Annotated in this window: 21 protein-coding genes; 10 read left to right on the top strand and 11 right to left on the bottom strand. The window is 70.7% G+C overall.

Annotated elements, in window-relative coordinates; genetic code table 11:
• Positions 1-205: 205 nt before the first annotated feature.
• Positions 206-1120, bottom strand: a complete 915-nt coding sequence (locus tag ABZX12_RS07835) for a PAC2 family protein (protein ID WP_355690873.1) — start codon at positions 1118-1120, stop codon at positions 206-208.
• 151 nt (positions 1121-1271) lie between these two features.
• Between ABZX12_RS07835 and ABZX12_RS07830 the strand changes: the two genes are divergently transcribed.
• From ABZX12_RS07830 to ABZX12_RS07820, 3 genes are read left to right on the top strand one after another with little or no spacing between them, the layout of a single operon-like run.
• The gene (locus ABZX12_RS07830) at positions 1272-2288 is read left to right on the top strand and encodes a hydroxyacid dehydrogenase (RefSeq protein WP_355690872.1); all 1017 of its coding nucleotides are present in this window, start codon (positions 1272-1274) and stop codon (positions 2286-2288) included.
• Positions 2285-4204 carry a DUF2264 domain-containing protein gene (locus ABZX12_RS07825; RefSeq protein ID WP_355690870.1) on the top strand — a complete coding sequence of 640 codons (1920 nt, stop codon included), beginning with the start codon at positions 2285-2287 and terminating at the stop codon, positions 4202-4204. The genes ABZX12_RS07830 and ABZX12_RS07825 overlap by 4 nt, the downstream gene beginning before the upstream one ends.
• Before the next feature lie 51 nt (positions 4205-4255).
• On the top strand, positions 4256-4783 hold the full coding sequence (locus tag ABZX12_RS07820) for a ferritin (RefSeq protein WP_355690868.1): 528 nt from the start codon (positions 4256-4258) through the stop codon (positions 4781-4783).
• A gap of 18 nt (positions 4784-4801) precedes the next feature.
• Here the strand turns inward: ABZX12_RS07820 and ABZX12_RS07815 are convergent, their stop codons facing one another.
• The gene (locus tag ABZX12_RS07815; protein WP_355690866.1) at positions 4802-6691 is read right to left on the bottom strand and encodes a DUF2207 domain-containing protein; all 1890 of its coding nucleotides are present in this window, start codon (positions 6689-6691) and stop codon (positions 4802-4804) included.
• Between the two features lie 119 nt (positions 6692-6810).
• Here ABZX12_RS07815 and ABZX12_RS07810 point away from each other — a divergent pair, with 119 nt between their 5' ends.
• A complete protein-coding gene (locus ABZX12_RS07810) occupies positions 6811-8976 on the top strand; it encodes an elongation factor G-like protein EF-G2 (protein WP_355690864.1) in 2166 nt (721 codons plus the stop codon).
• On the opposite strand, the gene ABZX12_RS07805 is transcribed toward ABZX12_RS07810, so the two are convergent.
• The 3 genes from ABZX12_RS07805 to ABZX12_RS07795 all read right to left on the bottom strand — a co-directional run bounded on the left by ABZX12_RS07805 (position 8973) and on the right by ABZX12_RS07795 (position 11657).
• On the bottom strand, positions 8973-10220 hold the full coding sequence (locus ABZX12_RS07805) for a tetratricopeptide repeat protein (RefSeq protein ID WP_355690862.1): 1248 nt from the start codon (positions 10218-10220) through the stop codon (positions 8973-8975). The two genes, ABZX12_RS07810 and ABZX12_RS07805, sit on opposite strands and share 4 nt — an antisense overlap.
• A gap of 115 nt (positions 10221-10335) precedes the next feature.
• On the bottom strand, positions 10336-11211 hold the full coding sequence (locus ABZX12_RS07800) for a tetratricopeptide repeat protein (RefSeq protein ID WP_355690860.1): 876 nt from the start codon (positions 11209-11211) through the stop codon (positions 10336-10338).
• The gene (locus ABZX12_RS07795) at positions 11208-11657 is read right to left on the bottom strand and encodes a hypothetical protein (protein WP_355690858.1); all 450 of its coding nucleotides are present in this window, start codon (positions 11655-11657) and stop codon (positions 11208-11210) included. The genes ABZX12_RS07800 and ABZX12_RS07795 overlap by 4 nt, the downstream gene beginning before the upstream one ends.
• 62 nt (positions 11658-11719) lie before the next feature.
• Here ABZX12_RS07795 and ABZX12_RS07790 point away from each other — a divergent pair, with 62 nt between their 5' ends.
• Together ABZX12_RS07790 and ABZX12_RS07785 are read left to right on the top strand one after the other, a co-directional pair.
• Positions 11720-12124, top strand: a complete 405-nt coding sequence (locus ABZX12_RS07790) for an HIT domain-containing protein (protein ID WP_355690856.1) — start codon at positions 11720-11722, stop codon at positions 12122-12124.
• 110 nt (positions 12125-12234) lie between these two features.
• Entirely contained in the window at positions 12235-13080 is an 846-nt protein-coding gene (locus ABZX12_RS07785; protein WP_355690854.1) for a WYL domain-containing protein, read from the top strand.
• Here ABZX12_RS07785 and ABZX12_RS07780 read toward each other — a convergent pair.
• The 3 genes from ABZX12_RS07780 to pgsA are packed head-to-tail and all read right to left on the bottom strand — an operon-like array spanning position 13056 to position 15689.
• The gene (locus tag ABZX12_RS07780) at positions 13056-14153 is read right to left on the bottom strand and encodes a glycosyltransferase family 4 protein (protein WP_355690853.1); all 1098 of its coding nucleotides are present in this window, start codon (positions 14151-14153) and stop codon (positions 13056-13058) included. The two genes, ABZX12_RS07785 and ABZX12_RS07780, sit on opposite strands and share 25 nt — an antisense overlap.
• 10 nt (positions 14154-14163) lie before the next feature.
• Entirely contained in the window at positions 14164-15033 is an 870-nt protein-coding gene (locus ABZX12_RS07775) for a phosphatidylinositol mannoside acyltransferase (RefSeq protein ID WP_355690851.1), read from the bottom strand.
• Positions 15033-15689, bottom strand: a complete 657-nt coding sequence (gene pgsA, locus ABZX12_RS07770; protein ID WP_355690850.1) for a phosphatidylinositol phosphate synthase — start codon at positions 15687-15689, stop codon at positions 15033-15035. Before pgsA ends, ABZX12_RS07775 begins: the two co-directional genes overlap by 1 nt.
• Positions 15690-15798: 109 nt before the next feature.
• On the opposite strand from pgsA, the gene ABZX12_RS07765 reads away from it, so the two are divergent.
• Both ABZX12_RS07765 and ABZX12_RS07760 read left to right on the top strand, forming a co-directional pair.
• The gene (locus ABZX12_RS07765; protein ID WP_355690848.1) at positions 15799-16749 is read left to right on the top strand and encodes a hypothetical protein; all 951 of its coding nucleotides are present in this window, start codon (positions 15799-15801) and stop codon (positions 16747-16749) included.
• A gap of 84 nt (positions 16750-16833) precedes the next feature.
• Positions 16834-17769 carry a hypothetical protein gene (locus ABZX12_RS07760; RefSeq protein ID WP_355690846.1) on the top strand — a complete coding sequence of 312 codons (936 nt, stop codon included), beginning with the start codon at positions 16834-16836 and terminating at the stop codon, positions 17767-17769.
• 44 nt (positions 17770-17813) lie between these two features.
• On the opposite strand, the gene ABZX12_RS07755 is transcribed toward ABZX12_RS07760, so the two are convergent.
• Both ABZX12_RS07755 and thrS read right to left on the bottom strand, forming a co-directional pair.
• The gene (locus ABZX12_RS07755; RefSeq protein ID WP_355690844.1) at positions 17814-18392 is read right to left on the bottom strand and encodes an HIT domain-containing protein; all 579 of its coding nucleotides are present in this window, start codon (positions 18390-18392) and stop codon (positions 17814-17816) included.
• Positions 18389-20410 carry a threonine--tRNA ligase gene (gene thrS, locus ABZX12_RS07750; protein WP_355690843.1) on the bottom strand — a complete coding sequence of 674 codons (2022 nt, stop codon included), beginning with the start codon at positions 20408-20410 and terminating at the stop codon, positions 18389-18391. Before thrS ends, ABZX12_RS07755 begins: the two co-directional genes overlap by 4 nt.
• Positions 20411-20523: 113 nt before the next feature.
• On the opposite strand from thrS, the gene ABZX12_RS07745 reads away from it, so the two are divergent.
• Positions 20524-21162 carry a DedA family protein gene (locus tag ABZX12_RS07745; protein ID WP_355690841.1) on the top strand — a complete coding sequence of 213 codons (639 nt, stop codon included), beginning with the start codon at positions 20524-20526 and terminating at the stop codon, positions 21160-21162.
• A gap of 31 nt (positions 21163-21193) precedes the next feature.
• On the top strand, positions 21194-22132 hold the full coding sequence (locus ABZX12_RS07740; protein WP_355690839.1) for a hypothetical protein: 939 nt from the start codon (positions 21194-21196) through the stop codon (positions 22130-22132).
• Positions 22133-22138: 6 nt separating this feature from the next.
• Here ABZX12_RS07740 and ABZX12_RS07735 read toward each other — a convergent pair whose 3' ends face one another.
• A complete protein-coding gene (locus ABZX12_RS07735; RefSeq protein WP_355690837.1) occupies positions 22139-23719 on the bottom strand; it encodes an AAA family ATPase in 1581 nt (526 codons plus the stop codon).
• Between the last annotated feature and the right edge of the window lie 122 nt (positions 23720-23841).

Below are 23841 nucleotides of genomic sequence, written 5' to 3'. Positions count from 1 at the left end.
CGTACCCACTGTGGAAACCATCACGTACCTCCCGCCGCCGCGCTCCGCATTTGGCTGGCAGACCCATCAAGTTGGGGGTTCTGCACCCTGAATGAGGGTGCAGAACCCCCAATTTGCCTGGTCTACCAGCCAAATGCGGAGTGGGTGGGCGGGCCCGGACCCGGCCGGCCGCAGGAGTGGGCCGGGCGGGCGGTGGCGCCGCGGGTCAGTCGTTGTCGTCGCGGTTCAACTCGGCGAGGAACTGCTCGACCTCGGCGCCGAGCTCGTCGGCGGACGGGGTGGAGTCGGCGAGCAGGCTCTTGCGGCTGAGTGAGCCCTCGGCCGCGTCGTACTGCGTCTCGAGCGCCTTGACGACCGCGCTGGCGTCCTCGGAGGCCTCGACCTGCTCGTCGACCAGCCGGCCGGTGACGGCGGCCTCGTCGAGCAGGGCCTTGCTAGGGAGGAGCAGGCCGGTCGCTGCCGAGATCGCGTGCACGAGCGCCAGCGCGGCGCCCGGGAAGCGGTTCTCGGCGAGGTAGTGCGGCACGTGCACCGCGAAGCCCATCGCGTCCTTGCCGGCCTCGCCGAGGCGGACCTGCAGCATCGTCCCGGCACTCGCGGGCAGCCGCATCTCGCCGTCCCAGATGTTCGACCGGGTGACGAGCTCGGGTCGCGTCGCGTGCGCGGTCAGGCCGAGCGGCCGGGTGTGCGGCACGCCCATCGGGATGCCATGCACGCCGATCGTGAGCGTCACGTTGTAGAGCTCGATGAGCTGGCGCATCGCGCCGGCGAACCGGTCCCAGTGGTTGTCCGGCTCGACGCCCTCGAGCAGCAGGAACTCGACGCCGGCGTCGTCCGTCACCAGGTGCAGCGAGAGGTGCGGCGGGTCGAAGTCGGTGAACCGGTCCTCGGCGAACGTCACCTCGGGCCGCCGGGCCCGGTAGTCGTGCAGCAGGTCGACGTCGAAGCGCGCGAGCAACCGGTGGTCCAGCACCTCGAGCAGGTGGTCCGCGGTCACGCGGCCGGCCTGGCCGGCGTCCATGAACCCGTCCAGCGAGTGCACCAGCACCTTCGGCGTCGCCGCCGGGCCGGTCGCCACCGACTCGTCGACGATCTCGTAGAGGTCGTCCGGTCGCAGCATCGTCGTCTCCTTCGCAATGGCCGAGAGGCTGTTCTACCTTGCCCAACGCCACGACGTCGCGCGGTAATTCCGGCCGCCGGAAAGATTCAGGATGTTCCAAGACTCGGCGGTCGGCGAGACAGCCGCGGAAAGCGCTTGCTAGGTTGTCGTCGTGAGCCGCGAACCAGATTCCGCCCTGACCGTCATGCTGGCGATGAACGACGCCAGCCGGGACCGCGTCCTCGTGCCGCGGGTCCGGCAGCGCCTCGACGCGATCGCCACCGTGCTGCCGGTCGGCCCCGGGACCAGCTTCCTCGCCGACCCCAACGTCCGGGCCGCGCTCCCGGACGTCGACGTGCTGCTCACCGGCTGGGGCTGCCCGCGGATCGGCCCGGAGGTGCTCGACGCGGCGCCGAAGCTGCAGGCGATCCTGCATGCGGCCGGCTCGGTGAAGGCGATCGTGGACCCGTCCGCGTTCGACCGCGGCATCCAGGTCTCGTCGGCGGCCACCGCGAACGCGCAGCCGGTCGCCGAGTTCACGGTCGCGGCGATCGTGCTGGCCGGGAAGCGGGCGTTCCGGCTCGCGGCGCAGTACCGGCTGGAGCGGCGCAAGGCGGACCCGCACGGGATGCCGGGCAGCTACGGAACGACGGTCGGTCTGCTCGGGGCGTCCCGGATCGGGAAGATGGTCGCGGAGCGGTTGCGCGGGTTCGACCTCGAGGTGCTGATCAGCGACCCGTACCTGACCGCGGACGAGGCCGCGGCGCTGGGCGCGGAGCTGGTCGACAACGACACGCTGTTCCGGCGCAGCGACATCCTCAGCGTGCACGCTCCGCTGCTCCCGGAGACGGTCGGCCTGGTGGACGCGCGCCTGCTCGGGCTGCTCAAGGACGGCTCCTCGCTGATCAACACCGCCCGCGGCAAGATCATCGACGCCGAGGCGCTGATCCGCGAGTGCGCGACCGGCCGGATCGACGCGATCCTCGACGTCACCGACCCCGAGCCGCTGCCGCCGGATTCGCCGCTGCTCGACCTCCCGAACGTCTTCGTCACCCCGCACGTCGCCGGCGCCGTCGGCAACGAGATCGCCCGGCTCGGCGAACTCGCGGTCGGCGAACTCGAACGCCTCGCGACCGGCCGGCCGCTCGAACACGCCATCAGTCCCACCGAGCTCGGGAGACTCGCATGACTGCGTCATTGCCGCGCCTCATCCTGCCCGACACCGACCGTGAGCTGTCGCGCCAGACCGGGTGGGTGCGGGCACACTGGGAGGCGCTGGCCGACCACCTGCTCGACTCGCTCGTGCCGTACTTCTCCCCCGGCGCCTCCCTGGTCGAGCTGCCCGGCCGGCCGAGCCGGTCCGGTACGGCGTCGGACGCGCTGGAAGGTTTCGCGCGGTCGTTCATGCTCGCCGCGTTCCGGATCGCCGGCGTCCAGGGCAAGGGCTGCGAGCAGCTGATCGAGCGCTACGCGCGCGGTGTCGCGAACGGCGCGAACCCGGACCACCCGGAAGCGTGGCTGCGGCTGACCCCGAGGTCGCAGCAGATGGTCGAGGCCGCGGCGATCGCGGTGTCGCTGCACGAAACCCGCGAGTGGATCTGGGACCGGCTCGACACCCGTGCGCAGGAACACGTCGCGGAGTGGCTCGGCGGGTTCAACAACTCGACGACGCACGACAACAACTGGCGGCTGTTCCAGGTCGTCAGTGAGCAGTTCCTCGCCTCCGTCGGAGCGCCTTTCGAGCAGAGCGACATCGATGCGGGCCTCGACCGGATCGAGGACTGGTACGTCGGCAACGGGTGGTACTCCGACGGCGACGGACAGAACTTCGACAACTACATCGGCTGGGCGATGCACCTGTACCCCGGCCTGTGGGCGCGGATGGCCGCCGCCACGCCGGGAGCGCAGTACGAGGACCGGCTGAAGCTCTACAAGGAGCGGATCAAGCTCTTCCTGGACGACGCCGTCCACCTGGTCGGCAACGACGGCGCCCCGATCTACCAGGGCCGGTCGCTGACCTACCGGATGGCGGCCGCGGCGCCGTACTGGATGGGCGCGCTGCTCGACTCGACGCCGCTGACGCCGGGCGAGACGCGGCGGCTGTGCTCCGGGATCGCGCGGCACTTCGTGCAGCACGGCGTGCCGGACGGGCGCGGCGTGCTGACGCTGGGGTGGTACGACACGTTCCTGCCGGCCACGCAGCAGTACTCCGGACCTGGCTCGCCGTACTGGGCCTCGAAGGGGTTCGTCGGGCTGATCCTGCCGCCGGAGCACCCGGTCTGGTCGGACCCGGAGGATTCCGTCCCGCTCGACGACGCGGACCAACTGAAGGCGATGCCGGAGCCGGGCTGGATCCTGCACGGGAGCCGTCACGACCAGGTGGTGCAACTGGTCAACCACGGCGCCGACCACGCACCGGTGGCGGAGCCGGACGGCATGGAGCCGGCGGGCGACCCGCACTACAACCGGCTGGCGTACGCGAACCACGCGGGGCCGGACCTGTCCGATCACGAGCCGCACGTCGACAACCTGATCTCGCTGGTCTCCCCCGACGGGCCGGCCAGCGGTCGCGGGCGGATCCGGCGGCTCGGCGTCGACGGGCGGACGGCGTCGTCGTGGCACAACGCCTGGCTCGGCTCCGAGGGGCCGTGGGCGATCGAGATCACGTCCGTGGTGCACAGCGGCTGGGAGATCCGGTGTGCGCTGGTCGAGGGTCCGGCGGGGGCGCTCGTGCGCAGCGGCGGCTTCGCGGTCGCCGGCGAGTCTTTGCCGGTGGCAACGGTCAGCGTCGTGGCCGCGGCGGCGCGGAACGCCGACGGCCTCGTGTCCGCGGTGGTTGGCCTGCACGGGTACGACGAGGCGGGCGTGCACCGCGGGCTCGGCGTGAACCCGTTCGGGGCGCACTCGGCGACGCCGTACCTGACCGCACCGCATCGCGGCGAGCCGCTGGTGCTGGTGAACGCCGTGCTGCTGACCCGGGACGCGTTGCGGCCGGAAGCGCTTGCCGAGGGCATCGATGTGACCGTCGACGGGACGACGGTGCGGATCGGCCTGCCCGGCGGTGCCGTGGAGGTCGTCGAGCTGGGACGGAAACGCGCCGGTTAGGTCAGGCTCGCCAAGGGTGTGCAATCGCAGGACGGCCGTTAGATTGACGGCATGAGCACGTACGAGAAACTCCTGCAGGAACAGATCCGGAACGAATTCACCGCCTCGCAGCAGTACGTGGCGGTCGCTGTCTGGTACGACGAGCAGGATCTGCCCCGGCTGGCCGCGCACTTCTACAAGCAGTCGCTGGAAGAGCGCAACCACGCGATGATGATGGTCCAGTACCTGCTGGACAAGGACGTCCGGCCGCGGATCCCGTCCGTCGGCGAGGTGGAGTCCGAGTTCGAGGACGCGCTCGCGCCGCTCGAGCTCGCGCTGGCGCAGGAGATCACCGTCACCAAGCAGATCGAGACGCTGGCGCGGACGGCGCGTGACGAGAGCGACTACATCGGTGAGCAGTTCATGCAGTGGTTCCTCAAGGAGCAGGTCGAGGAGGTGTCCACGATGAAGACGCTGGTGAACGTCGCCAAGCGGGCCGGTGACAACCTCTTCCACCTCGAGGACTTCCTGGCCCGCGAGGCCGTCGGCGACGCCGCCGCGGACCCGACCGCCCCGGCCACCGCCGGCGGCGCGGTCTGAGCCGGCGCGCGGTCCCGGTTACCAGCTCCCGCCGCCACCGCCGCCGCCACCGCCGCCGGACGAGCCGCCGCTGAAGCCGGACGAGCTCCCGCCGCCACCGCCCGAGCTCGACGGCGTGGGCGGCGGGTCGAAGCTACTGGCGACGGTGGAGCCGACAGCCGCGGCGGTCCAGCCGGACGTGTAGTAGGACGGGCCGGAGTACCAGTACGGGTCCGCCGGGATCCGGCCCGCGGCGACGAGCTGCTCGCACACCTTCTGCCAGCGGTCGGCCAGGCCGAAGGCGATCGCCCAGGGCAGGTACTTCGAGAAGATGTCCTCGCCCTCCTCGAAGCGCAACTGGTCCGCCTCTGCGGTGGCCAGGTATTTCCGGAAGCCGATCAGCTGGTCGGTCACCGCCCGGCCGGCCGGGTTCCGTTGCCCGCGGCCCCGGATCGCAATCCAGATGCCGATGGCAACGATCACCGCGAGCACCGGGACCGCCACCACGACGGCCCGGCCGAAACCGCCGGTCGCGGCGCTCGCGATGGTCCCGAAGATCCCGCCGCCGACGACCCAGATGCCGATCATCGCCAGACACGCGCAGCCGAAGCCGTTCTTGAACGCCGAGCCGCCGCCGGCCCGCGGCATCCGCAGGTACCACTCGCGCGCCTTCACCTGGTCGCGGAGCGCCTTGATCATGGCGTTGTGCGCGTTCCGCATGGTGTTGTCGCCCACCGCGCCGCGGCGCAACTGCACCTCCGTGCCGGGTTGCAGGCCCGGGAACAGGCCCAGCATCAGCGCCTGCTCGTGCGGCGCGGTCGCGGCCGCCGGGTTCAGCAGCACCGCCTTCTGCGAGTCGCCGTCGTTGTCGATCCGGACACCGCCGCGGACCGCCAGGTCGATCAGCGTCGCGGCCGTCTCGGTGGTCGTCGCCTTCGCGTCGATCAGCAGGCCGCCCTCGGCGACCGGGATCTTCGGCGGGGCGAACGCGACCGGAATCTGGTCCTCGCTCAGGTCGTCCTTGACCGGCTGTGCGGTGAGACCGTCCGGCGGGAACGTGCCCGGCGGCATCCCGGCGTACCGCTGGTCCTTGTTGCCGAGCTTGGCGTAGAGGGCGGCGAGCGCGATCGCGGCCGCGGTCACGATGCCGGAGCCGATCAGCGACAGCCAGGACACCCCGTTGCGCTCGAGCCAGCTCGGCGGGTCGACCACGATCGGGGTGTCGTTCTGGACCGCGCCGGCGGGGATCCCGGCGACGATCGTCATTCCCTCGCCACGCGCGAGGTCGGTCGCGCCGAAGACGCCCTGCTCGCCGCTGACCGTGCTCGTGCACTCCTCGGTCGAGCCGATCCGGCCCTGGAAGCAGGAGGTCTTCTGGACGCCGCCCGGAACGGTCACCTTGATGTCGACCTGGTTGATGTCGGCGCTCCAGGCCGTGCCGGTCGCGTCCCAGTACAGCTCGCTGTGGTCGTCGAAGTGCCGCAGCGCGCCGCGCACGTCGTACTTGATCACGTACGTCGCCTCGGTGCCGCGGATCGTCTCGTCGGCGGATCCGATCTTGAGCTGCAGTTCCTGGTAGCGGCCCTTGTTCCCGGTGTAGGTGTCCTCGGTGAACTTGGCCGGCGCGCCGGTGGGCGACGAGACCTTGATGTTCGAGACCCGGTACTCCTGGTCCTTCGACTTGTCGTCCTTGTAGGGTTCGCGGATCACCAGGTCGCGGTAGATGCCGTGCCGGCCGGTGTCCGCGAAGCGGTAGTCGATCGTCTCGGTGACGTGCAGCACGCCGTCCGTGGACACCTGGTAGTCGATCGCGAAGTTCTCGATCTCGTCCCCGGCCTCCGCCGGGCCGGCGCTCGCCGGTACCGCGAAGCCGACCAGTGCCAGGACCGCGAACAACAGGCCGACGACTACCCCGAGTGCCCTACGCATGCCCGTGACCCTACCCAGGAGCGGGGTCCGGCTGGCGGAGGCGGTCACGAATCCGGGACCTGATGGGCCTTGTGCGAAGTGACGGTTAGCGGAATCGTGGGTGGACCAGGAGGAACGTCATGGCAGACAAGACGAACACTTCCCAAGGCACCGGAGCCGCGCCCGCTGTGGACAGCCCGGCCGCCATCCGCAACGTGGTCCTGGTCGGCCCGTCGGGCGCCGGCAAGACCACCCTCGTCGAGGCCCTGCTGGTGGCCTCCGGAGTCCTGAACAGACCCGGCACCGTCCTGGACGGAACCACGGTGTGCGACTTCGACGACGCAGAGATCCGGCAGCAGCGCTCGGTGGGTCTGTCGCTCGCCTCGCTCCCGCACGCCGGTGTCAACGGCACGGTGAAGGTGAACCTGATCGACACGCCCGGGTACGCCGATTTCGTCGGCGAGCTGCGGGCCGGTCTGCGCGCCGCGGACTGTGCGCTGTTCGTGATCTCGGCGAGCGAGGGCGTCGACGAGCCGACCCGGACGGTCTGGCAGGAGTGCGACGAGGTCGGGATGCCGCGGGCGGTCGTGATCACCAAGCTCGACCACGCCCGGGCGAACTACCAGAACGCGCTCGGCACCGCCCAGGCCGCGTTCGGCGACAAGGTGCTGCCGCTGTACCTGCCGGCTGGTGACGGGCTGATCGGGCTGCTCTCCCAGACGTACTACGAATACGCCGGCGGCAAGCGGACGACCTCCGCGCCGGACCCGTCGTACGGCGACCAGATCGAGGACCTGCGCGGCTCGCTGATCGAGGGCATCATCGAGGAGTCCGAGGACGAGTCGCTGATGGAGCGCTACCTCGGCGGCGAGGAGATCGACCAGAAGGTGCTGATCGAGGACCTCGAGCGCGCCGTCGCGCGCGGCTCGTTCTTCCCGGTCGTCCCGGTCTGCAGCGCGTCCGGCGTCGGCACGCTGGAGCTGCTCGAGGTGATCACCAGCGGCTTCCCGTCGCCGCCCGAGCACACGATCCCGGAGGTCTTCACGCCGCACGGCGTCGCCCGCCAGGGCATCACCTGCGACCCTGCCGGTCCGCTGCTGGCCGAGGTGGTGAAGACGACGTCGGACCCGTACGTCGGGAGGGTCAGCCTGGTGCGGGTGTTCTCCGGCACCATCAGGCCCGACGCGACGGTTCACGTGTCGGGCCATTTCACGTCGTTCTTCGGTGCCCAGAACGGCGCCCACAACGGATCGTCGCACGGGCACGAGGACCACGACGAGGACGAGCGGATCGGCACGCTGTCGTTCCCGCTCGGCAAGAGCCAGCGGCCCGCGAACCAGGTGGTGGCCGGCGACATGTGCGCGGTCGGCCGGCTGACCCGGGCGGAGACGGGTGACACGCTCTCCGACAAGGCGGATCCACTCCTGCTGAAGCCGTGGACCATGCCCGAGCCCTTGCTGCCGATCGCCGTCCAGGCGCACGCGAAGACCGACGAGGACAAGCTCGGGGTCGGGTTGCAGCGGCTGGCCGCCGAGGATCCCACGCTCCGGATCGAGCAGAACCCGGAGACCCACCAGATCGTGCTGTGGTGCATGGGCGAGGCGCACGCGGACGTCGTCCTGGACGCCCTGGCCAACCGGTACGGCGTGACCGTGGACACCGTCGAGCTGCGCGTCCCGCTCCGGGAGACGTTCGGCGGGCCGGCGAAGGGTCACGGCCGGCACGTGAAGCAGTCCGGCGGCCACGGTCAGTACGCCGTCTGCGACATCGAAGTCGAGCCGATGCCGGAGGGCACCGGGTTCGAGTTCGTCGACAAGGTGGTCGGCGGTGCGGTGCCGCGGCAGTTCATCCCGAGCGTGGAGAAAGGCGTCCGGGCGCAGATGGAGAAGGGCGTCGCGGCCGGGTACCCGATGGTCGACATCCGCGTCACGCTGCTCGACGGCAAGGCGCACAGCGTCGACTCGTCGGACATGGCGTTCCAGATGGCCGGCGGCCTGGCGTTGCGGGAGGCGGCGGCCGCCTCGCGGGTGGCGATGCTCGAGCCCGTCGACCTGGTCTCCGTACTGGTGCCGGACGACCTGGTGGGCGCCGTGATGAGCGACCTGTCCGGCCGGCGCGGGCGGCTGCTCGGCACCGACAAGATCGGCGAGAACAGGACGCTGGTGAAGGCCGAGGTGCCGCAGGTCGAGATCACCCGCTACACCATCGACCTCCGCTCGCTGTCCCACGGTTCGGCGTCGTTCACCCGGGAGTTCTCCCGCTACGAGCCGATGCCCGAGTCGGCGGCGGCGAAGCTGAAGAGTTAGCTCAGGCGGCGGCGTACGTCACGTGACTTGAGGTACGCCGCCACGTCGTCGTACCGCTCGCTCTGGTTGGCGAACTCGATGTACGAGCGCACGCGGTGCAGCCAGTCGAGAGTCGACGGCTTCACCGCGGTCAGCGCGTCGGTGAGGTGCGGCATCGCCAGCGGCGGCTCGCCACCGGTCGAGAGCGCCTCGTCGATGACCTTGTCGACGCCGCGCTCGATCAGCGCGCGCAGGTCGGCGCCGCTGAACATCGCGGTCTGCGCGGCGAGCGCCTTCAGGTCGAGACCGTCAGCCGGCACGTCCTTGGTCAGCACCGACAGGATGTCGGCGCGGGCCGGCTCGTCCGGCGGCGGCACGAAGATCACCCGGTCGAAGCGGCCGGGGCGGAGCATCGCCTCGTCCACGTCCCACGGCGCGTTGGTGGCGGCGAGCACCAGCAGGCCCTCGTTCTCCGAGCCGATCGCGTCGAGCTCCTGCAGCAGGACGTCGACCAGCCGGCGCGCCTCGGACCCGCCGTGCTTGTGCCGCGCGAACGCGAGCGCGTCCAGCTCGTCCAGGAACAGCACGCACGGCGCATTGGCGCGGGCGCGCTCGAACGCGGCGTGCAGGTTGCGCTCGGACACGCCGAGGTACGGGTCCATCACGTCCTCGATCCGGACGTTGACGAACGGCAGCCCGCACTCCCCCGCGGTCGCCCGGGCCAGCAGCGTCTTGCCGCAGCCGGGCGGTCCGTAGAGCATCACGCCGCCGCCGGACTTCCGCCCGTACTTCTCGTACAGCTCGGGGCGGCTCAGCGGGAGGATCACCATCCGGTGGATGACCCGCTTGATCTCCTCCATGCCGCCCACCTGGTCGAAGGTGGTGGTCTCCTTCGGGGTGTCCAGGACCAGCGGGTCCTGCTGGTCCTCCGGGCCGATCTTGATTCGCACGCCGCTGCGCTCGGAGATCATGCCGTCGACCAGCTGCTGGAGCCGCCCGGTCCCCTCGACCACGCCCTGCTGCCGCGCCGCTTCGAGCAGGTTCCGCAGCAGGGCAAGGCGCCCGTTCGCCGCGGCCAGCTCGCCGACCGGAACGAACTGGTCGTCCGGGAGGCCGCGCTGGTCCAGCAGGACGACGTACTGGTCGAGCGCCTCCTCGGTCTCGCCGGCCGCGACCAGCGACTCCGCGAGCACGAGCCGCAGCAGCACGTCATCCGGATTGCCGTCGACGGCCTTGCGCAGCGCGTCGATCCGGTCGTTGGTCATGGGGCCTCCCGGTCTGGACTGAGGAGCGGCGGGAGCGAAGCGACCAGAGCGACGAGGGAAGACCGGGAGCAACAGCCCCATGACCCCCGCGACGGAGTCGCGGAATTCAATACAGTCATGAGCCCCACTTTCGGTTGATCCAGCGGCGGACCAGCGGGGGGACCACCCAGGAGTAGACGCAGAAGCCCAGCCAGAACATGGCGAACGCGAAGGACAGTGGTCCGAGCCCGGCGATCCGCAGGCCGTAGATGACTGCGACCGCGGCGACCCAGACGACCAGCGGGTTGAACCGCGCGAACGGCCGCAGCGGCAGCATCAGCGGGTGGTTGAACATCTTCGCCTCGCGGGCGGCGGCGCGCAGGTCCGCGTCTCCCGGCTGGGCGGCGGCCGCGGAGGCGAGCGAGCGGTACCCGGACCGCGAGTCGCCGGTGAGCATCGACGCCGTACCGTGCAGGGCTCGCGCGTTCGGGTCCTCGGGGTCGTGTGCCAGGGCCTCGGTGCTGTGCCGGTGCATGTCGCGGTCCTTGCCGAGCGCGAACGCCACCTGGGCGCGCGCCGCCGAGACCGCGACGCTCTCCGGCGCGTGGGACGCGGCCCGCTCGACCAGGGCGCTCGCCTTCGCGGCCTGTCCGGCCGCGAGGCAGACATGCGCGTAGCCGATCAGGAGGTCGGGATCGTTCGGGTCGAGGCTCAGGCCCTGCAGGAACGCCGCTTCCGCCTCGGGCAGACGTCCCTCCGACCGCAGCGACGACCCGAGGACGTACAGCATCGCCGGGAACGGCCCGTGCAGGGTGAGGCCGTCGCGCAGGACGTCGATCGCCTCGGCGTTCCGGTCGAGCGCATGCAGGGCCGCGCCGCGGAACAGGTATGCGCGGTAGTCGACCGCGGCGTCACCGGACAGCCCCTGCAGCTCGTCGAGCACCCGCTCGGGGCGGCCGATCTGCAGCCAGTGCGCCGCCATCCGCAGGCGGGCCTCACTCGGATCGTTCACAACACCACCGTCACCAGGAGGAGGATCAAGGCCTCGGCGACCGCGCCGCCGATCGTCGCTGCGATCCCTACGCCCCACAGCGATCCGTAGTCCCTGCCGCGCAGCTGGAACGCGCGGTCCATCGGGCGCTGCAGCCGGAGCTGGGCCAGGCAGCACAGCACCGCGACGACGCGGATGCTCACCCGCAGACCGGACGTGACGCCGCTGTCGACGTACAGCAGGACGAAGACGCCGATCACGGCCAGGAGACCGGCCAGGCCGGTGAACAGGATCAGCCGGCGCTTCGCGGCGTCGACGCCGAGCCGGCCGGCGTTCAGGTAGGCCACCGCCGTGGACGCGAGCACGCCGCCGAAGAACGCGACGTATGTCTGGGACATCAGCCGCCAGGGGCGCGCGGACATGTCCACGCCGGCACCGACGGTCGGGCGCAGGAGTTCGTCCGGCATCGGGCTCCTAGTACGACACAGATGGGCAGGGGTTCGGCTCGCGCAGTGTATAGCCTGTGCGGATGAGCGAGAACTGCATCTTCTGCGGGATCGTGGCCGGCACCATCCCCTCCACGCAGGTCGCTGAGAACGACCGGGCGATCGCCTTCATGGACATCAACCCCGGCACGACCGGGCACCTGCTGGTGGTGCCGCGGGCGCACTCGGCCGATCTCCGCGAAGCCGCTCCCGAGGACCTCACCGGCGCGACCCTGCTCGCCCAGTCCCTGGTCGCCCGCGTGATCGACCGCCTCGACGCCGACGGAGCCAACTTGCTCAGCTGCATCGGCGCCGAGGCGTGGCAGTCGGTGTTCCACACCCACCTGCACGTGATCCCGCGCTACAAGGACGACCCGCTCCAGCTCCCCTGGCACCCGACGCCCGGGGATCTGGACGAGATCAACGCCACGGCCGCCAAGCTCGCCTAGGTCCTGTGCCTTAACGCCCGGCGAAGAACTCGCGAAGGTCCTGCAGCAGCAGGTCCGGCGCGTCCTGGGTGGCCCAGTGGCTGCCGCGGTCGAACTCGTGCCAGGACACGATGTTCGCGTGGTCCCGGTCCCTCGGCTATCCGGTCGACGCCACCCGTGGATCCGTCGGCGGGTACCGGCTGGGCGCCGGCGCCGCGCTGCCGCCGTTGCTGCTGGACGACGACGAGGCCGTGGCAGTGGTCATCGGCCTGCGGAAGGCGGCCGGCATCGCCGGTGTCGAGGAGATGTCGTTGCGGGCGCTGACCAAGCTCGAACAGGTCCTGCCCTCGCGGCTGCGGCGCCGGGTCAACACGCTGGCGAGTTTCACCGTGCAGGTGCCGCCGGACGAGCCCGGACCGCAGGTCGACCCCGAACTGCTGACGCAGCTGGCGGCGCTCTGCCGGGACCGTGAGCAGCTGCGCTTCGACTACCTGTCGCACTCCGGATCGCCGACCCTTCGGCGGACGGAGCCGCATCGGCTGGTCAACTGGGGCCGACGCTGGTACCTGGTCGCCTTCGACCTCGAGAAGCAGGACTGGCGGACGTTCAGGGTCGACCGGGTCCGTCCGCGGATCCCGACCGGGCCGCGCTTCGGTCCGCGGGAGCTGCCCGAGGGCGGCGACGTGGCGGCGTACGTGTCGCGTCGCGTGTCCGCGGCGGCGTGGCGCTACCGAGCGTCGGTGACGGTCGCCGTGCCCGCTGCTGTCCTGGCCGAGCAGTTGACGCCTGCCGTCGGGACGATCGAGCCGATCGACGAGCGGAGCTGTCTGCTGCAGACGGGCTCAGACACGGTGCAGAGCCTCGCAATACACCTGGCGCTGCTGGATGTGGATTTCGTGATTCAGGACGGTCCGCCGGAGTTGACGGCGTACCTCGACCGGCTGGCCGAGCGCTACCGCCGGGCGACCAGCTCGTAGACCGACACCAGCTCGGGAAGCAGGACCGACCAGTCGTATTTCGGCACGGTGGCCAGCCCCAGCGCGCGCAGTTCCTCGCGCTTGTCGGGTCTGCGCAGGAGACGTAGGGCGCGGGCCGCCAGTTCGCCGGAGTCTCCCGGCTCGAACAGCTCCCCCAGGTGCCCGCCTTCCAGGACCTGCCGGAACGCGGGCAGGTCGCTCGCCAGTACCGGGGCGCCTGCTGCCATCGCCTCGAGCAGGACGATGCCGAAGCTCTCGCCGCCGAGATGCGGAGCGACGTACAGGTCCGAGCCGGCCAGCATGTCGGCGCGGGCCCCGTCGTCGATCGCGCCCAGGAACAGCACGTTGTCGTGGTACCGCGGCGGCAGCGTCTCCTCGGCCTGCCCCGAGCCGGCGACGAGGATCTTCAACCGCGGCCTCTCGGCGAGCAACGCGGGGACGGCGGCCAGCAGCACGCCGAGGCCCTTGCGCGGCTCGTCCAGCCGGCCGAGGAAGCTGATCGTGCCGTCCTCCCCCATCCACTCCGGCCGCGGACTGCCCTTGAACCGGGCGGTGTACAGCCCGTTCGGGATCACCACGGCCTCACCGCCGATGTGCTGGACCATCATCGAGCGGGCGTTCTCGGACACCGCGATCCGGGCGTCGATCTTCTCCAACGCCGGCCGCAACAGGCCGGCCGCCGCGCTCATCGCCCGGGACCGTACCTGCCAGGTGTGGAAGGTGGCGACGAACGGCCCGTCCGCGGACCACAGCGCGATGATCGACGCGCTCGGCGTGGTCGGCTCGTGGACGTGGACGACGTCGAAGCTTCCGTCGGCGAGCCAGCTCTTGACCCGGGCCGCCGTCCGCGGACCGAACGTCACCCGGGCCACCGACCCGTTGTACGGCACGCCGACCGCGCGCCCCGACGAGACGACGTACGGCGGGATCGCGTCCGGCGCCTGATCGTCGACCGGGGCGAGGACCGAGACCTCGTGCCCGACGGCCAGCAGCGCCTCGGCCAGGTCGCGGACGTGGTTCTGCACCCCGCCGGGCGTGCCCAGCGAGTACGGGCACACCACGCCGATCCTCACAACGCGATTGTCACTCCTCCAGGAAGATCCTTTGCAGCATGTGCCAGTCCTGAGGATGCGCGGCGATCCCTTCGGCGAACGCGTCCGCGCACCGCTGGGTCATCGCCGCCGCGCCGCCGTCCGGCTCCACGACGTCGTGGAAGGTGATCACCAGGTCGCGGCCTTCGTAGTGCAGCGTCGCCGGGATCAGCGGCGCGCCCGTCTTCAGGCTCAGCGCGGCGGGGCCGACAGGCATCCGGGACGGGCGGCCGAAGAACGTGACCGGCACACCCCGCTCGGACAGGTCGCGGTCGGCGACCAGGCAGACGAAACCGCCGCCGCGGAGCCGGTCCGCGAGCACGCCGGTGACGTCCTCGTCACCACCCGTCAGCGGCAGGACCTCCATGCCGAGCTTCTTGCGGTAGGCGATGAAGCGGTCGAACAGCGACTCCGGCTGCAGCCGCTCGGCTACCGTCGACACCGGCATGCCGGTCAGCCCGGCCCACGCGCCGGCGTGGTCGTAGTTCGCCAGGTGCGGCAGCGCGCAGATCACACCCTGCCCAGCGGCGTACGCGTCCCGGAGCACCTTCTCGTTGACCGTCCGCACGCTGCCGACGATCTCCTCGCGGGTCCACTCGGGCAGGCGGAACGCCTCCTGCCAGTAGCGCAAGTACGACCGCAGGCCGGCGCGGGTGAGTTCGTCGAGCTCCGCCTCGGTGGCGTCCGGCCGGACCGCGGCCAGGTTGCCGCGCAACCGCCGTACGCCGCGGCCGTTGCGGCGGAACGTGCGGTCGGCCGCCTGCCGGAACAGCCAGGTGACGGTCCGCTCGGGCAGGCGCCGGACGAGGGTCCAGGCGAGCGCGAAAGCGAGGTCGACGGCCCGCTGCCGACCGCTCTCCATCAGGCCTTGGGGTCCGTCGGCGGCGTGTCGAGTCCGGAGTTCGACGGGTCGGCCAGCACCTGCCTGCGCACGGACAGCGAGCGCTGGATGACGGTGATCGTGCTCGCCGCCGCGACGTACCAGATCACGATCTCGAGCAGGATCGGCAGGTCGAAGATGTCCGAGAAGAACGCCAGGACCAGCGTGAACACCAGCCGGTCGGCCCGCTCGGCGAGGCCGCCGCTCGCCTTCAGCCCGAGGCTCTCCGCCTTGGCCCGCGCGTACGACGTGACCGCCCCCATCACCAGCGCCCACAGCGTCACGGCCGCCATCAGCGTCGAGTCGCCGGCCTGCGAGTTCGCGTAGAACATCACCAGGCCGCCGTACACGGCGCCGTCGGCGATCCGGTCCAGCGTCGAGTCGAGGAACGAGCCCCACTTCGACGACGTCCCCGACGTCCGGGCCATGTAGCCGTCGATCAGGTCCGAGAACACGAACGCCGTGATCACCAGGACGCCGATCCACAGCTGGCCGCGCGGGAAGAAGATCAGCGCTCCCGCGGACACACCGATGGTGCCCACCAGCGTGACCATGTCGGCGCTCACGCCGAGCTTGAGCAGGAGGGTGGCGATCGGCGTGATCACCTTGGTCCAGAACTGCCGGAATCTGTTAAGCATGGCGACGCGATCGTAGTTCACCCGGGTCACCATCGGGTGACAAGGCACAGGTTTCGGCCTGCGCGGCGTCCGTTGGCAGGGGATGCTGGAGGGTGAGGAGGTGGCCGCCATGGGTCGCAGGCAGCTCGCGGGCGCGCTTGTCCTCCTGCTCGTCGCCAGCGGGTGCTCGGTCGCCCAGCGCGCCAACGGGACCGCTCCGGCCCCGGTGCCACCCAGGGTGATCGTCCCGACCGTGATCGCTCCCCCGCAGGCCGAGGGCCTGGACGGTACGTCGGGAGCGCCCGGTCCGCAGGTGTGTACGGCGATCACGCGCACCCTGACCGCCAAGTTCCGCGGCCCGGTCACGGCGAAGCCGAACGCCTGGAACGACGGCGGACTCCCCGCGATGGACCTCTGCACGCTGCTGCTCGGGGACCTGCCGGTCACGATCGGCGTGAGCGCGCTGCCGATCCAGCCGGACACGCTCAGCCGGCTCGTGGAGAACCCGGGGTCGGTCGCCGAGCTCCCGGAGCTCGGGCCGGAAGCAACCATCAGCGAGTCGCGGATCGTCTTCCGGGTCGGCGACCGTGCGGTGCGGATCACGCCCGCCGGCGGCATCGACCGCGATCCCGCCGACGGCATCGAGAAGGCCCGCGCCGTCGCGATCGCGCTGGCCGCGCGGGACGCCGTACCGCGGACCCTGCGGTCGGCCCGGCAGGCGGACGAGACCTGTCAGCTGTCGACCTCGGCCGCGGAGCGGTTCATCCAGCTGCGGGTGCAGCTGCGGCGGGACTACCGGGTGAAGGGTGCGCTGACCTGCGTCTGGGGAACGTACGACGCGACCGTGTCGATCGTGGAGGCGTTCGACCAGGCGACCATCCCGGAGGCGCAGCAGGTGCCCCCGCCCCGGTTCGCCCCGATCGGCCAGCCCGGCTACTACCTCCCTGAGGCCGGCGAACTCGTCTTCCGCCAGGGCCGCCGCGTCGTCCGGGTGACCGCCCTGACCAACCCGCCGCGCGAGGTCACCCTCGACACTCTGACCACCCTGGTCGACCCGATGCTGCCTCTCTTCCTGCGCTGAACGGCTCTTCGGAGGCGGGCCGAACTTTTCCGGTCATGACCGCATCCAACCTGCCGTCCGATACCGAGAAGCAGGGGGAAAGAAATGATCAAGTGGGCCAAGTACGCCGGAGTCGTTGCTGCCGGGGCGGTCGGGATGGGCTTGCTGAGCAGCGGATTCGCCGCGGCACAGCCCACCGGCGGCGCGAGCACGGCAGGTGCCACGTGCAGCATCAAGGTCGGTTCGGTGACCGCGGGGGGCGACCACCGGCTGCAGACCTTCGGGACCGACGGCGCCAAGGTCGACGACAAGATCGTTGCCAAGGACATCTACCCGGACGGGCAGGTCCGGCTGAGCGCGACGATGCGGTTCGGAGCGACGGAGGTCGGGGGTGACGCGCACACCGGCCCGGTCATCATGGGGGCCGGTCTGTACGACACGTCGTACCTGACACCGGCTGGTGGGGGCACCGTCTCGCAGAAGCAGGTCACCCGCGTGGGCGGCGGCTGGGACGTGTACCGGTCGCTCGACCGCTCGACCGTCGTCACCGCGACCACGCAGCGGGACACGGAGTACTCGCTGCACAACGACGGCACGCTGTACCGCCGCAACGTGGCGTACACCAACGGCGTACCGAGCCGGCAGGTCACCGGCTACCAGTCCGGGTACGGCGGCGTGAAGGCGATGACGCTGATCAGCCAGACCGCGACGTACGACACGTTCCTGATGACGCTGACCAGCGGCAAGCTGTACACCGCGCACCTGCCGCTGGCCGGCGGGCAGGTCATCCCGGGCGTGGTGAAGGAGGTCCGGAGCTCCACCTGGCAGGGCTTCGAGTCGCTGGTCGCGGCGCCGTGCGGCAACGGCACGCTGCTGCTGGGCATCGACAAGGACAGCGGCTCCGGCCACCTGTACCACGTGGGTCACGCCAACGGCACCGCCACGACGATCGAGTCGCTCGGCAAGGCCGCGGGCACCTTCGACGACCCGACCTACTTCCTCTGGAAGAACTTCACCGGCCAGGACCTCGCCGGCGAGTGAACCTGTGACAGCGCCCCACCCGCGGGCCGCGGGTGGGGCGTTTCTTATGGCCAGGACTTCGCGAGCAGGGCGCGGGTATCGGCGAGGAGTTGCGGAAGGACCTTCGTGTGCGCGATCGCGGGCATGAAGTTGGTGTCACCCGACCAGCGGGGTACGACGTGCTGGTGCAGGTGACCGGCGATGCCGGCGCCGGCGATCTCGCCCTGGTTCATGCCGATGTTGAAGCCGTGCGCCGCCGACACCGTCCGGACCGCCTGCATCGCCTCGCGGGTCAGCGTCGAGACGTCCGCGACCTCGGCGTCGGTCAGCTCGGTGTAGTCGGCCACGTGCCGGTAGGGCACGACCATCAGGTGCCCCGGGTTGTACGGGTACAGGTTGAGCACGGCGTACGCCGCTTCGCCGCGGTGAACGATCAGCGCGTCGACGTCCGGCAAGCTCGGGAGCCGGCAGAACGGACAGCCCGAGCCGGCCTCGGAGCTGGTCGGCTTGTTCTCGCCCTCGATGTAGGCCATCCGGTGCGGCGTCCACAACCGCATGAACGGGTCCGGCACCCCGATGCCGTCCTGCCGTACCAACTCCTCGGGGTCGTACGGCGAGTCAGGGGCGCCGGGGTGTTCCGTCATACCTGGATGCGCTTCTTGACGGCCTCGACGATCTCGGCCACTGCGTCCGCGATCGGTACGCCGTTCTTCTGCGTGCCGTCGCGGTACCGGAACGAGACCGACCCGGCGGCCATGTCCTCGTCGCCGGCGATCAGCATGTACGGCGTCTTCGCCTTCTGGGCGTTCCGGATCTTCTTCTGCATCCGGTCGTCGGAGGCGTCGACCTCGACCCGGATCCCCTCCGCCTTCAGCTGCTTCGCGACGTCGAACAGGTAGTCCACGTGCCCGTCGGTCACCGGGATGCCGACCACCTGGATCGGGGCCAGCCAGGGCGGGAAGGCGCCGGCGTAGTGCTCGGTGAGCACCGCGACGAACCGCTCGATCGAGCCGAACAGCGCGCGGTGGATCATCACCGGCCGCTGCCGGGAGCCGTCCGGCGCGGTGTACTCGAGCTCGAACCGCTCGGGCAGGTTGAAGTCCAGCTGGATCGTCGACATCTGCCAGGTCCGGCCGATCGCGTCCTTGGCCTGGACGGAGATCTTCGGGCCGTAGAACGCGGCGCCGCCCGGGTCCGGGACCAGCTCGAGACCGGAGCCCTCGGCGACCTCGCGCAGCGTCGCGGTGGCCTCCTCCCAGACCTCGTCGGAGCCGACGAACTTGTCCGGGTTCTTGGTGGACAGCTCCAGGTAAAAGTCGTCCAGGCCGTAGTCCGCGAGCAGGCCGAGCACGAACGTGAGCAGGTTGCGCAGCTCGTCGCGCATCTGCTCCCGGGTGCAGTAGATGTGCGCGTCGTCCTGGGTGAAGCCGCGGGCGCGGGTCATGCCGTGCACGACGCCGGACTTCTCCAGCCGGTAGACCGTGCCGAACTCGAACAGCCGCAGCGGCAGCTCCCGGTACGACCGGCCGCGGGCGGCGAAGATCAGGTTGTGCATCGGGCAGTTCATCGGCTTCAGGTAGTAGTCCTGGCCCTGCTTGCGGAGCTGCCCGTCCGCGCCGCGCTCCTCGTCCAGGTGCATGGGCGGGTACATGCCGTCGGCGTACCAGTCGAGGTGCCCGGAGGTCTCGAACAGCTGGCCCTTGGTGATGTGCGGCGAGTAGACGAACTCGTAGTCGTCCTCGACGTGCCGCTGGCGGGAGTAGTCCTCCATCACCTTGCGCAGCACACCGCCCTTCGGATGGAAGACGGCCAGGCCGGAGCCGATCTCGTCCGGGAAGCTGAACAGGTCGAGCTCGGTGCCCAGCTTGCGGTGGTCGCGCTTGGCAGCTTCTTCGAGCCGGGTCAGGTGCGCCTTCAGCTCGTCGCGCGACTCCCACGCGGTGCCGTAGATCCGCTGCAGCTGCGGGTTCTTCTCGCTCCCCCGCCAGTACGCCGCCGCCGTGCGCATCAGCTTGAAGTTGCCGAGGTACCCCGTGGCGGGGACGTGCGGACCACGGCACAGGTCCCTCCAGGCGACGCTGTCATCGCGCCGGATGTTGTCGTAGATCGTCAGCTCGCCGCCGCCGACCTCGACGCTCGCGCCCTCGGCCGCGTCCGCCGCGGAGCCCTTGATGCCGATCAGCTCGAGCTTGTACGGCTCCGACGCCAGCTCGGTGCGTGCGTCGTCGTCGGAGACCACCCGGCGGCTGAACCGCTGCCGCTCCTTGATGATCTGCTGCATCTTCTTCTCGAGCTTGGTCAGGTCCTCCGGCGTGAACGGCGTCGGCACGTCGAAGTCGTAGTAGAACCCGTTCTCCACCGGCGGGCCGATGCCGAGCTTGGCCTCCGGGAACAGGTCCTGCACCGCCTGGGCGAGGACGTGCGCGGTCGAGTGCCGGATGATCGCCCGGCCGTCCTCCGACGACGCCTTGACCGGCTCGATCTCGTCGCCATCGGCGACCACCCGGGACAGGTCCCGCAGCTCACCGTTGACCCGGGCGGCGATGGCGGAGCGGTCCTGGCCGAAGATCCCGGCGAACAGCTCCCCGATCGTCGTCGTCTCGGTCACACTCCGCTCAGCCTCGCCCTCGACGCCGATCAGACGGACCTTGACTTCCGACACATTCGCTCCTTCGTTCACGTGCAGATGGTATCGACTCACCTGACGAAAGTAGGGGGCGGGACCAGCCACTCGTCCGATGTGGCGCACGGGGTGGAATTTCTAGGTTCAGAGCTATGAGTGACGCGCTCCTGCACTTCGCCGAAGAGTTGATGTCTTCGTGGTGGATCTATCTCGCGGTGTGGGGGTTCGCCACGCTGGACGGGTTCTTCCCGGCGATCCCCAGCGAGACCCTGGTCGTCACCGCCGGCGTGTTCGCCGCAGCCACCGGCGAGCCGAACCTGTACGCCGTGATCGCGGTCTCCGCGATCGGCGCGTTCGTCGGCGACCACGTGTCGTACGCGCTCGGTCGCGGCGCCGGCGGACGGTTGCTCGATCGGATGAAACCGGGCACCAAGCGGCACGCCGCTGTCCTGTGGGCCCGCCGCGCGCTGGCCGAGCGTGGCGGTCTGGTCCTGGTGGTCGCCCGCTACGTCCCCGGTGGCCGGACGGCGGTCACGCTGACGATGGGATCGGTCCGCTACCCGCTGCGCAGTTTCACGCCCTTCGCGGCCCTGGCCGCCGTCAGTTGGGGTCTCTACTGCACCCTCGTCGGCTACATCGGCGGCAAGGCCTTCGAGGACAACCCGCTGAAGGGCGTCGTCCTCGGGATCGGCCTCGCGCTGGCGGTCACACTCGTCGTCGAGTTGGTCCGCCACCGCCTCCGCAAAGCTCAACCTCAGGTCGAGCGTGAGCCCGACCTGATCGACCGCTGACCGACCCCGCGGACTGTCACATTGTGTGGTCGTGCCCGGAATCCTCCGTAGTCCCAAGATCCTCGTCGCCTCGGTGGCGCTGCTCCTCGTGGCCTGCAGCTCGGACCAGGGCGGGCCGGACGCGCAGTACGTCGTACCGGACACCGCCGGGCAGGCGACAGGCCAGGCGCAGGTCCTGACTGAGGCACTGCGCAAGCGCGGGCTGGTGTGCTCCGACCTGTACCCGGACAACAAGCCGCTGGTGGTCCGGGGCTGCTACCGCAAGGACGCCACCCACGACGTCAAGGCGGACTTCACCGCGACGCCGGACGGTCAGCTGGTCTCGGCGTCGTTCGACATCGCGTACACCGAGTCGGCCGACGCCCCGCAGGCCAAGCCGGACCTCGAGGCCATCGTCGGGGACTTCGCCGGAGCCAGTGGCGCCGGTGAGCTGACCGGCCTGCTCGCCAAGAGCGGCGAGCACCGGACCGCTTGGGCATCGGCCACCGTGCTGAGCGCCGGGCTCGAGGGCTTCGGCGGAATGGATCTGGAGCGGAAGGGCTGGAAGTGGCCGACGCTCCCCGATCATGCGTTCGCCGGGACCGCCGAGCAGGTGGCCGGCGCCGCCACCGCCGACGGGTTCACCTGCACCGGTTCCAACAGCAGCACCGTCCAGAACTGCATCCGGGGCACGGACCTGGCGACCGCGATCAGCAGCGTCGACGGCATCCACGTGATCGGGATCCGGGCCGGCTCCTGGACGGCGGCTCGCACCCTCCAGGAGCACATCTTCGCGGCACTCACCGGCGACGGTGAGCCGACCGGCGACCGGAGACCGCTGGCGACGCGGTGGTTCGCGGCCGGAGAGGCAGCCGGAGCGCGCGCCTACGTCGACGGACTTCAGCTCTGCCAGGCCAAGCACAGCAGGAGCAGCACTGTCTTCGGCATCAGCGCCCTCGTGCCGGCCGGAACCAGCTCCGGGGAGTGCTGACCCCGCTCAGCGCGGGGTGTTCAGCGCGATCGTGATCTGCTCGGACACCCTGGCGGCCAGCTCGAGCGCCGCGCGGCGGGTGCCGGGCTGCAGCGCGGAGTGGTCGAGCGGGCCTTCGGCGGCGATGTGGATGTCGGTCGGGATGTCGACGACGGCGGCGGCGCGGGACTCGAAGTACGGCCGGAGCTGCTTCTCGACCTCCTTGTTCACGTCGCCGGGACCGTTCGAGACCGCGATGATCGCGCGGCGGATCAGCCGCTGCGCCTCCGGGCCCTGGTTGTCGAGCTCCTCCAGCATCTGTACGGCGGCCGCGCAGGACAGGCTCTTCCACTTGATCGGGATGACGAGGGCGTCGGCCGCCTTCATCGCCTCGCGCCAGTTGCTGGAGCCCTCGTTGTTGCCGGTGTCGATCACGAGCACCTTGTAGAACCGGCTCAGCAGGCGGTGGATCTGATCGAAGTCCTTGGCCTCGATCTGCGCGTACGTCGTGGTCGCGGACGTCAGCACGTCGTACTGACCGGCGACCTGGTGCCGCAGGTACGCCGCGACGTCCCCGAGCCGCGCGTCCGGCTGGGTCAGCATCGGCATCGCCTGCAGCATGTCGGTGACGGTGGAGCGCGAGTTCGTGTCGTGGGTGCGCAGGTGCATGTTGCCGCGCAGCTCGTTGTTGTCCCAGGCCACGACCCCGCCGCCGCGCGCCTGACCGAGCGCACCGGACAGCAGCAGCGTGGTCGGCGTCTTGCCGGAGCCGCCCTTCGGGTTCGCCACGACGATCGTCACCGGACGCCGGAAGGCCGTCGCGGCGGTCGCCCGCGCGATCCGCTCGGAACGCTCCGAGCTACCCGGGCGCAGCTTCAGCACGCTGCGCACACCGCGCTCGGCCGGAGCCTCCCGCGGCAACGGCAGCGCCTGGATCAGCTCGTCGGCACGGTACGACAGGTTCTGCGGCGGCTGCTGCGCAGGCTGACCAGGGACGCCCTGCGGGAAGAACTGCTGAGCAGCCTGCGACAGCGGCTGGCCGGGCTGACCGGGCTGGCCAGGCTGACCGGGCTGGCCAGGCTGACCGGTCTGGCCTGGCTGACCGGTCTGGCCGGGTTGGCCGGCGGCGTGCTGCGCCGGCCCCTGCGGGAGCTGGCCACCCTGCGGCTGACCGCCCTGGTCGTGCCCGGAGCCGTGGAACGAGGACCCCCCGAACACCGGGGTGCTCTGGCCGGCCTCCGGAGCAGCGCTGTCGGCCGCCCCGGTCGCCGTCGCCTCGCCGTCAACAGCCAACTCGTCGTCCTGCTCCTCAGGCTGGCTCCACGACGCCGCACCGGACTCGGCGGCCGGCTGCGTCCAGGACGGCGCGGGCTGGCTCTGCGGCTGGGTCCACGGCGCCGGCTGGTCCACGGGCTTCGGAGCCACTCCCCACGAGTCTGTCCGCGAGATCGCGTCCTCCTGCTCGTCGGGCTCCTCGACCTGGTCGGCGTCGGGCGACTGGTTCGGGTCCGGCTGGGTCCAGGAGGGGGTCGGCTGCCACATTCTCCGGACCTCGGCCGCCGCCGCTTCCCGGTCCTTGTGCTGTCCGGAGTTGTGCGAGTCGGTCACGACCTGGATCCCCGATTCTGTGAGAGGGGGCGCGTGGCCCCTGAGGCTTGCTGGGTGCCCGGAGGATGTGAGGCCCCCCGGGAGGGTCCACTATCCCATGACCGGGTGTCCTCACCACGTCA

The sequence above is a fragment of the Kribbella sp. NPDC003505 genome (genome assembly GCF_040610875.1).
Lineage (GTDB): Bacteria > Actinomycetota > Actinomycetes > Propionibacteriales > Kribbellaceae > Kribbella.
Note: the sequence above shows the minus strand (reverse complement) of the source record. Positions and strands in the feature narration are given on the sequence as shown.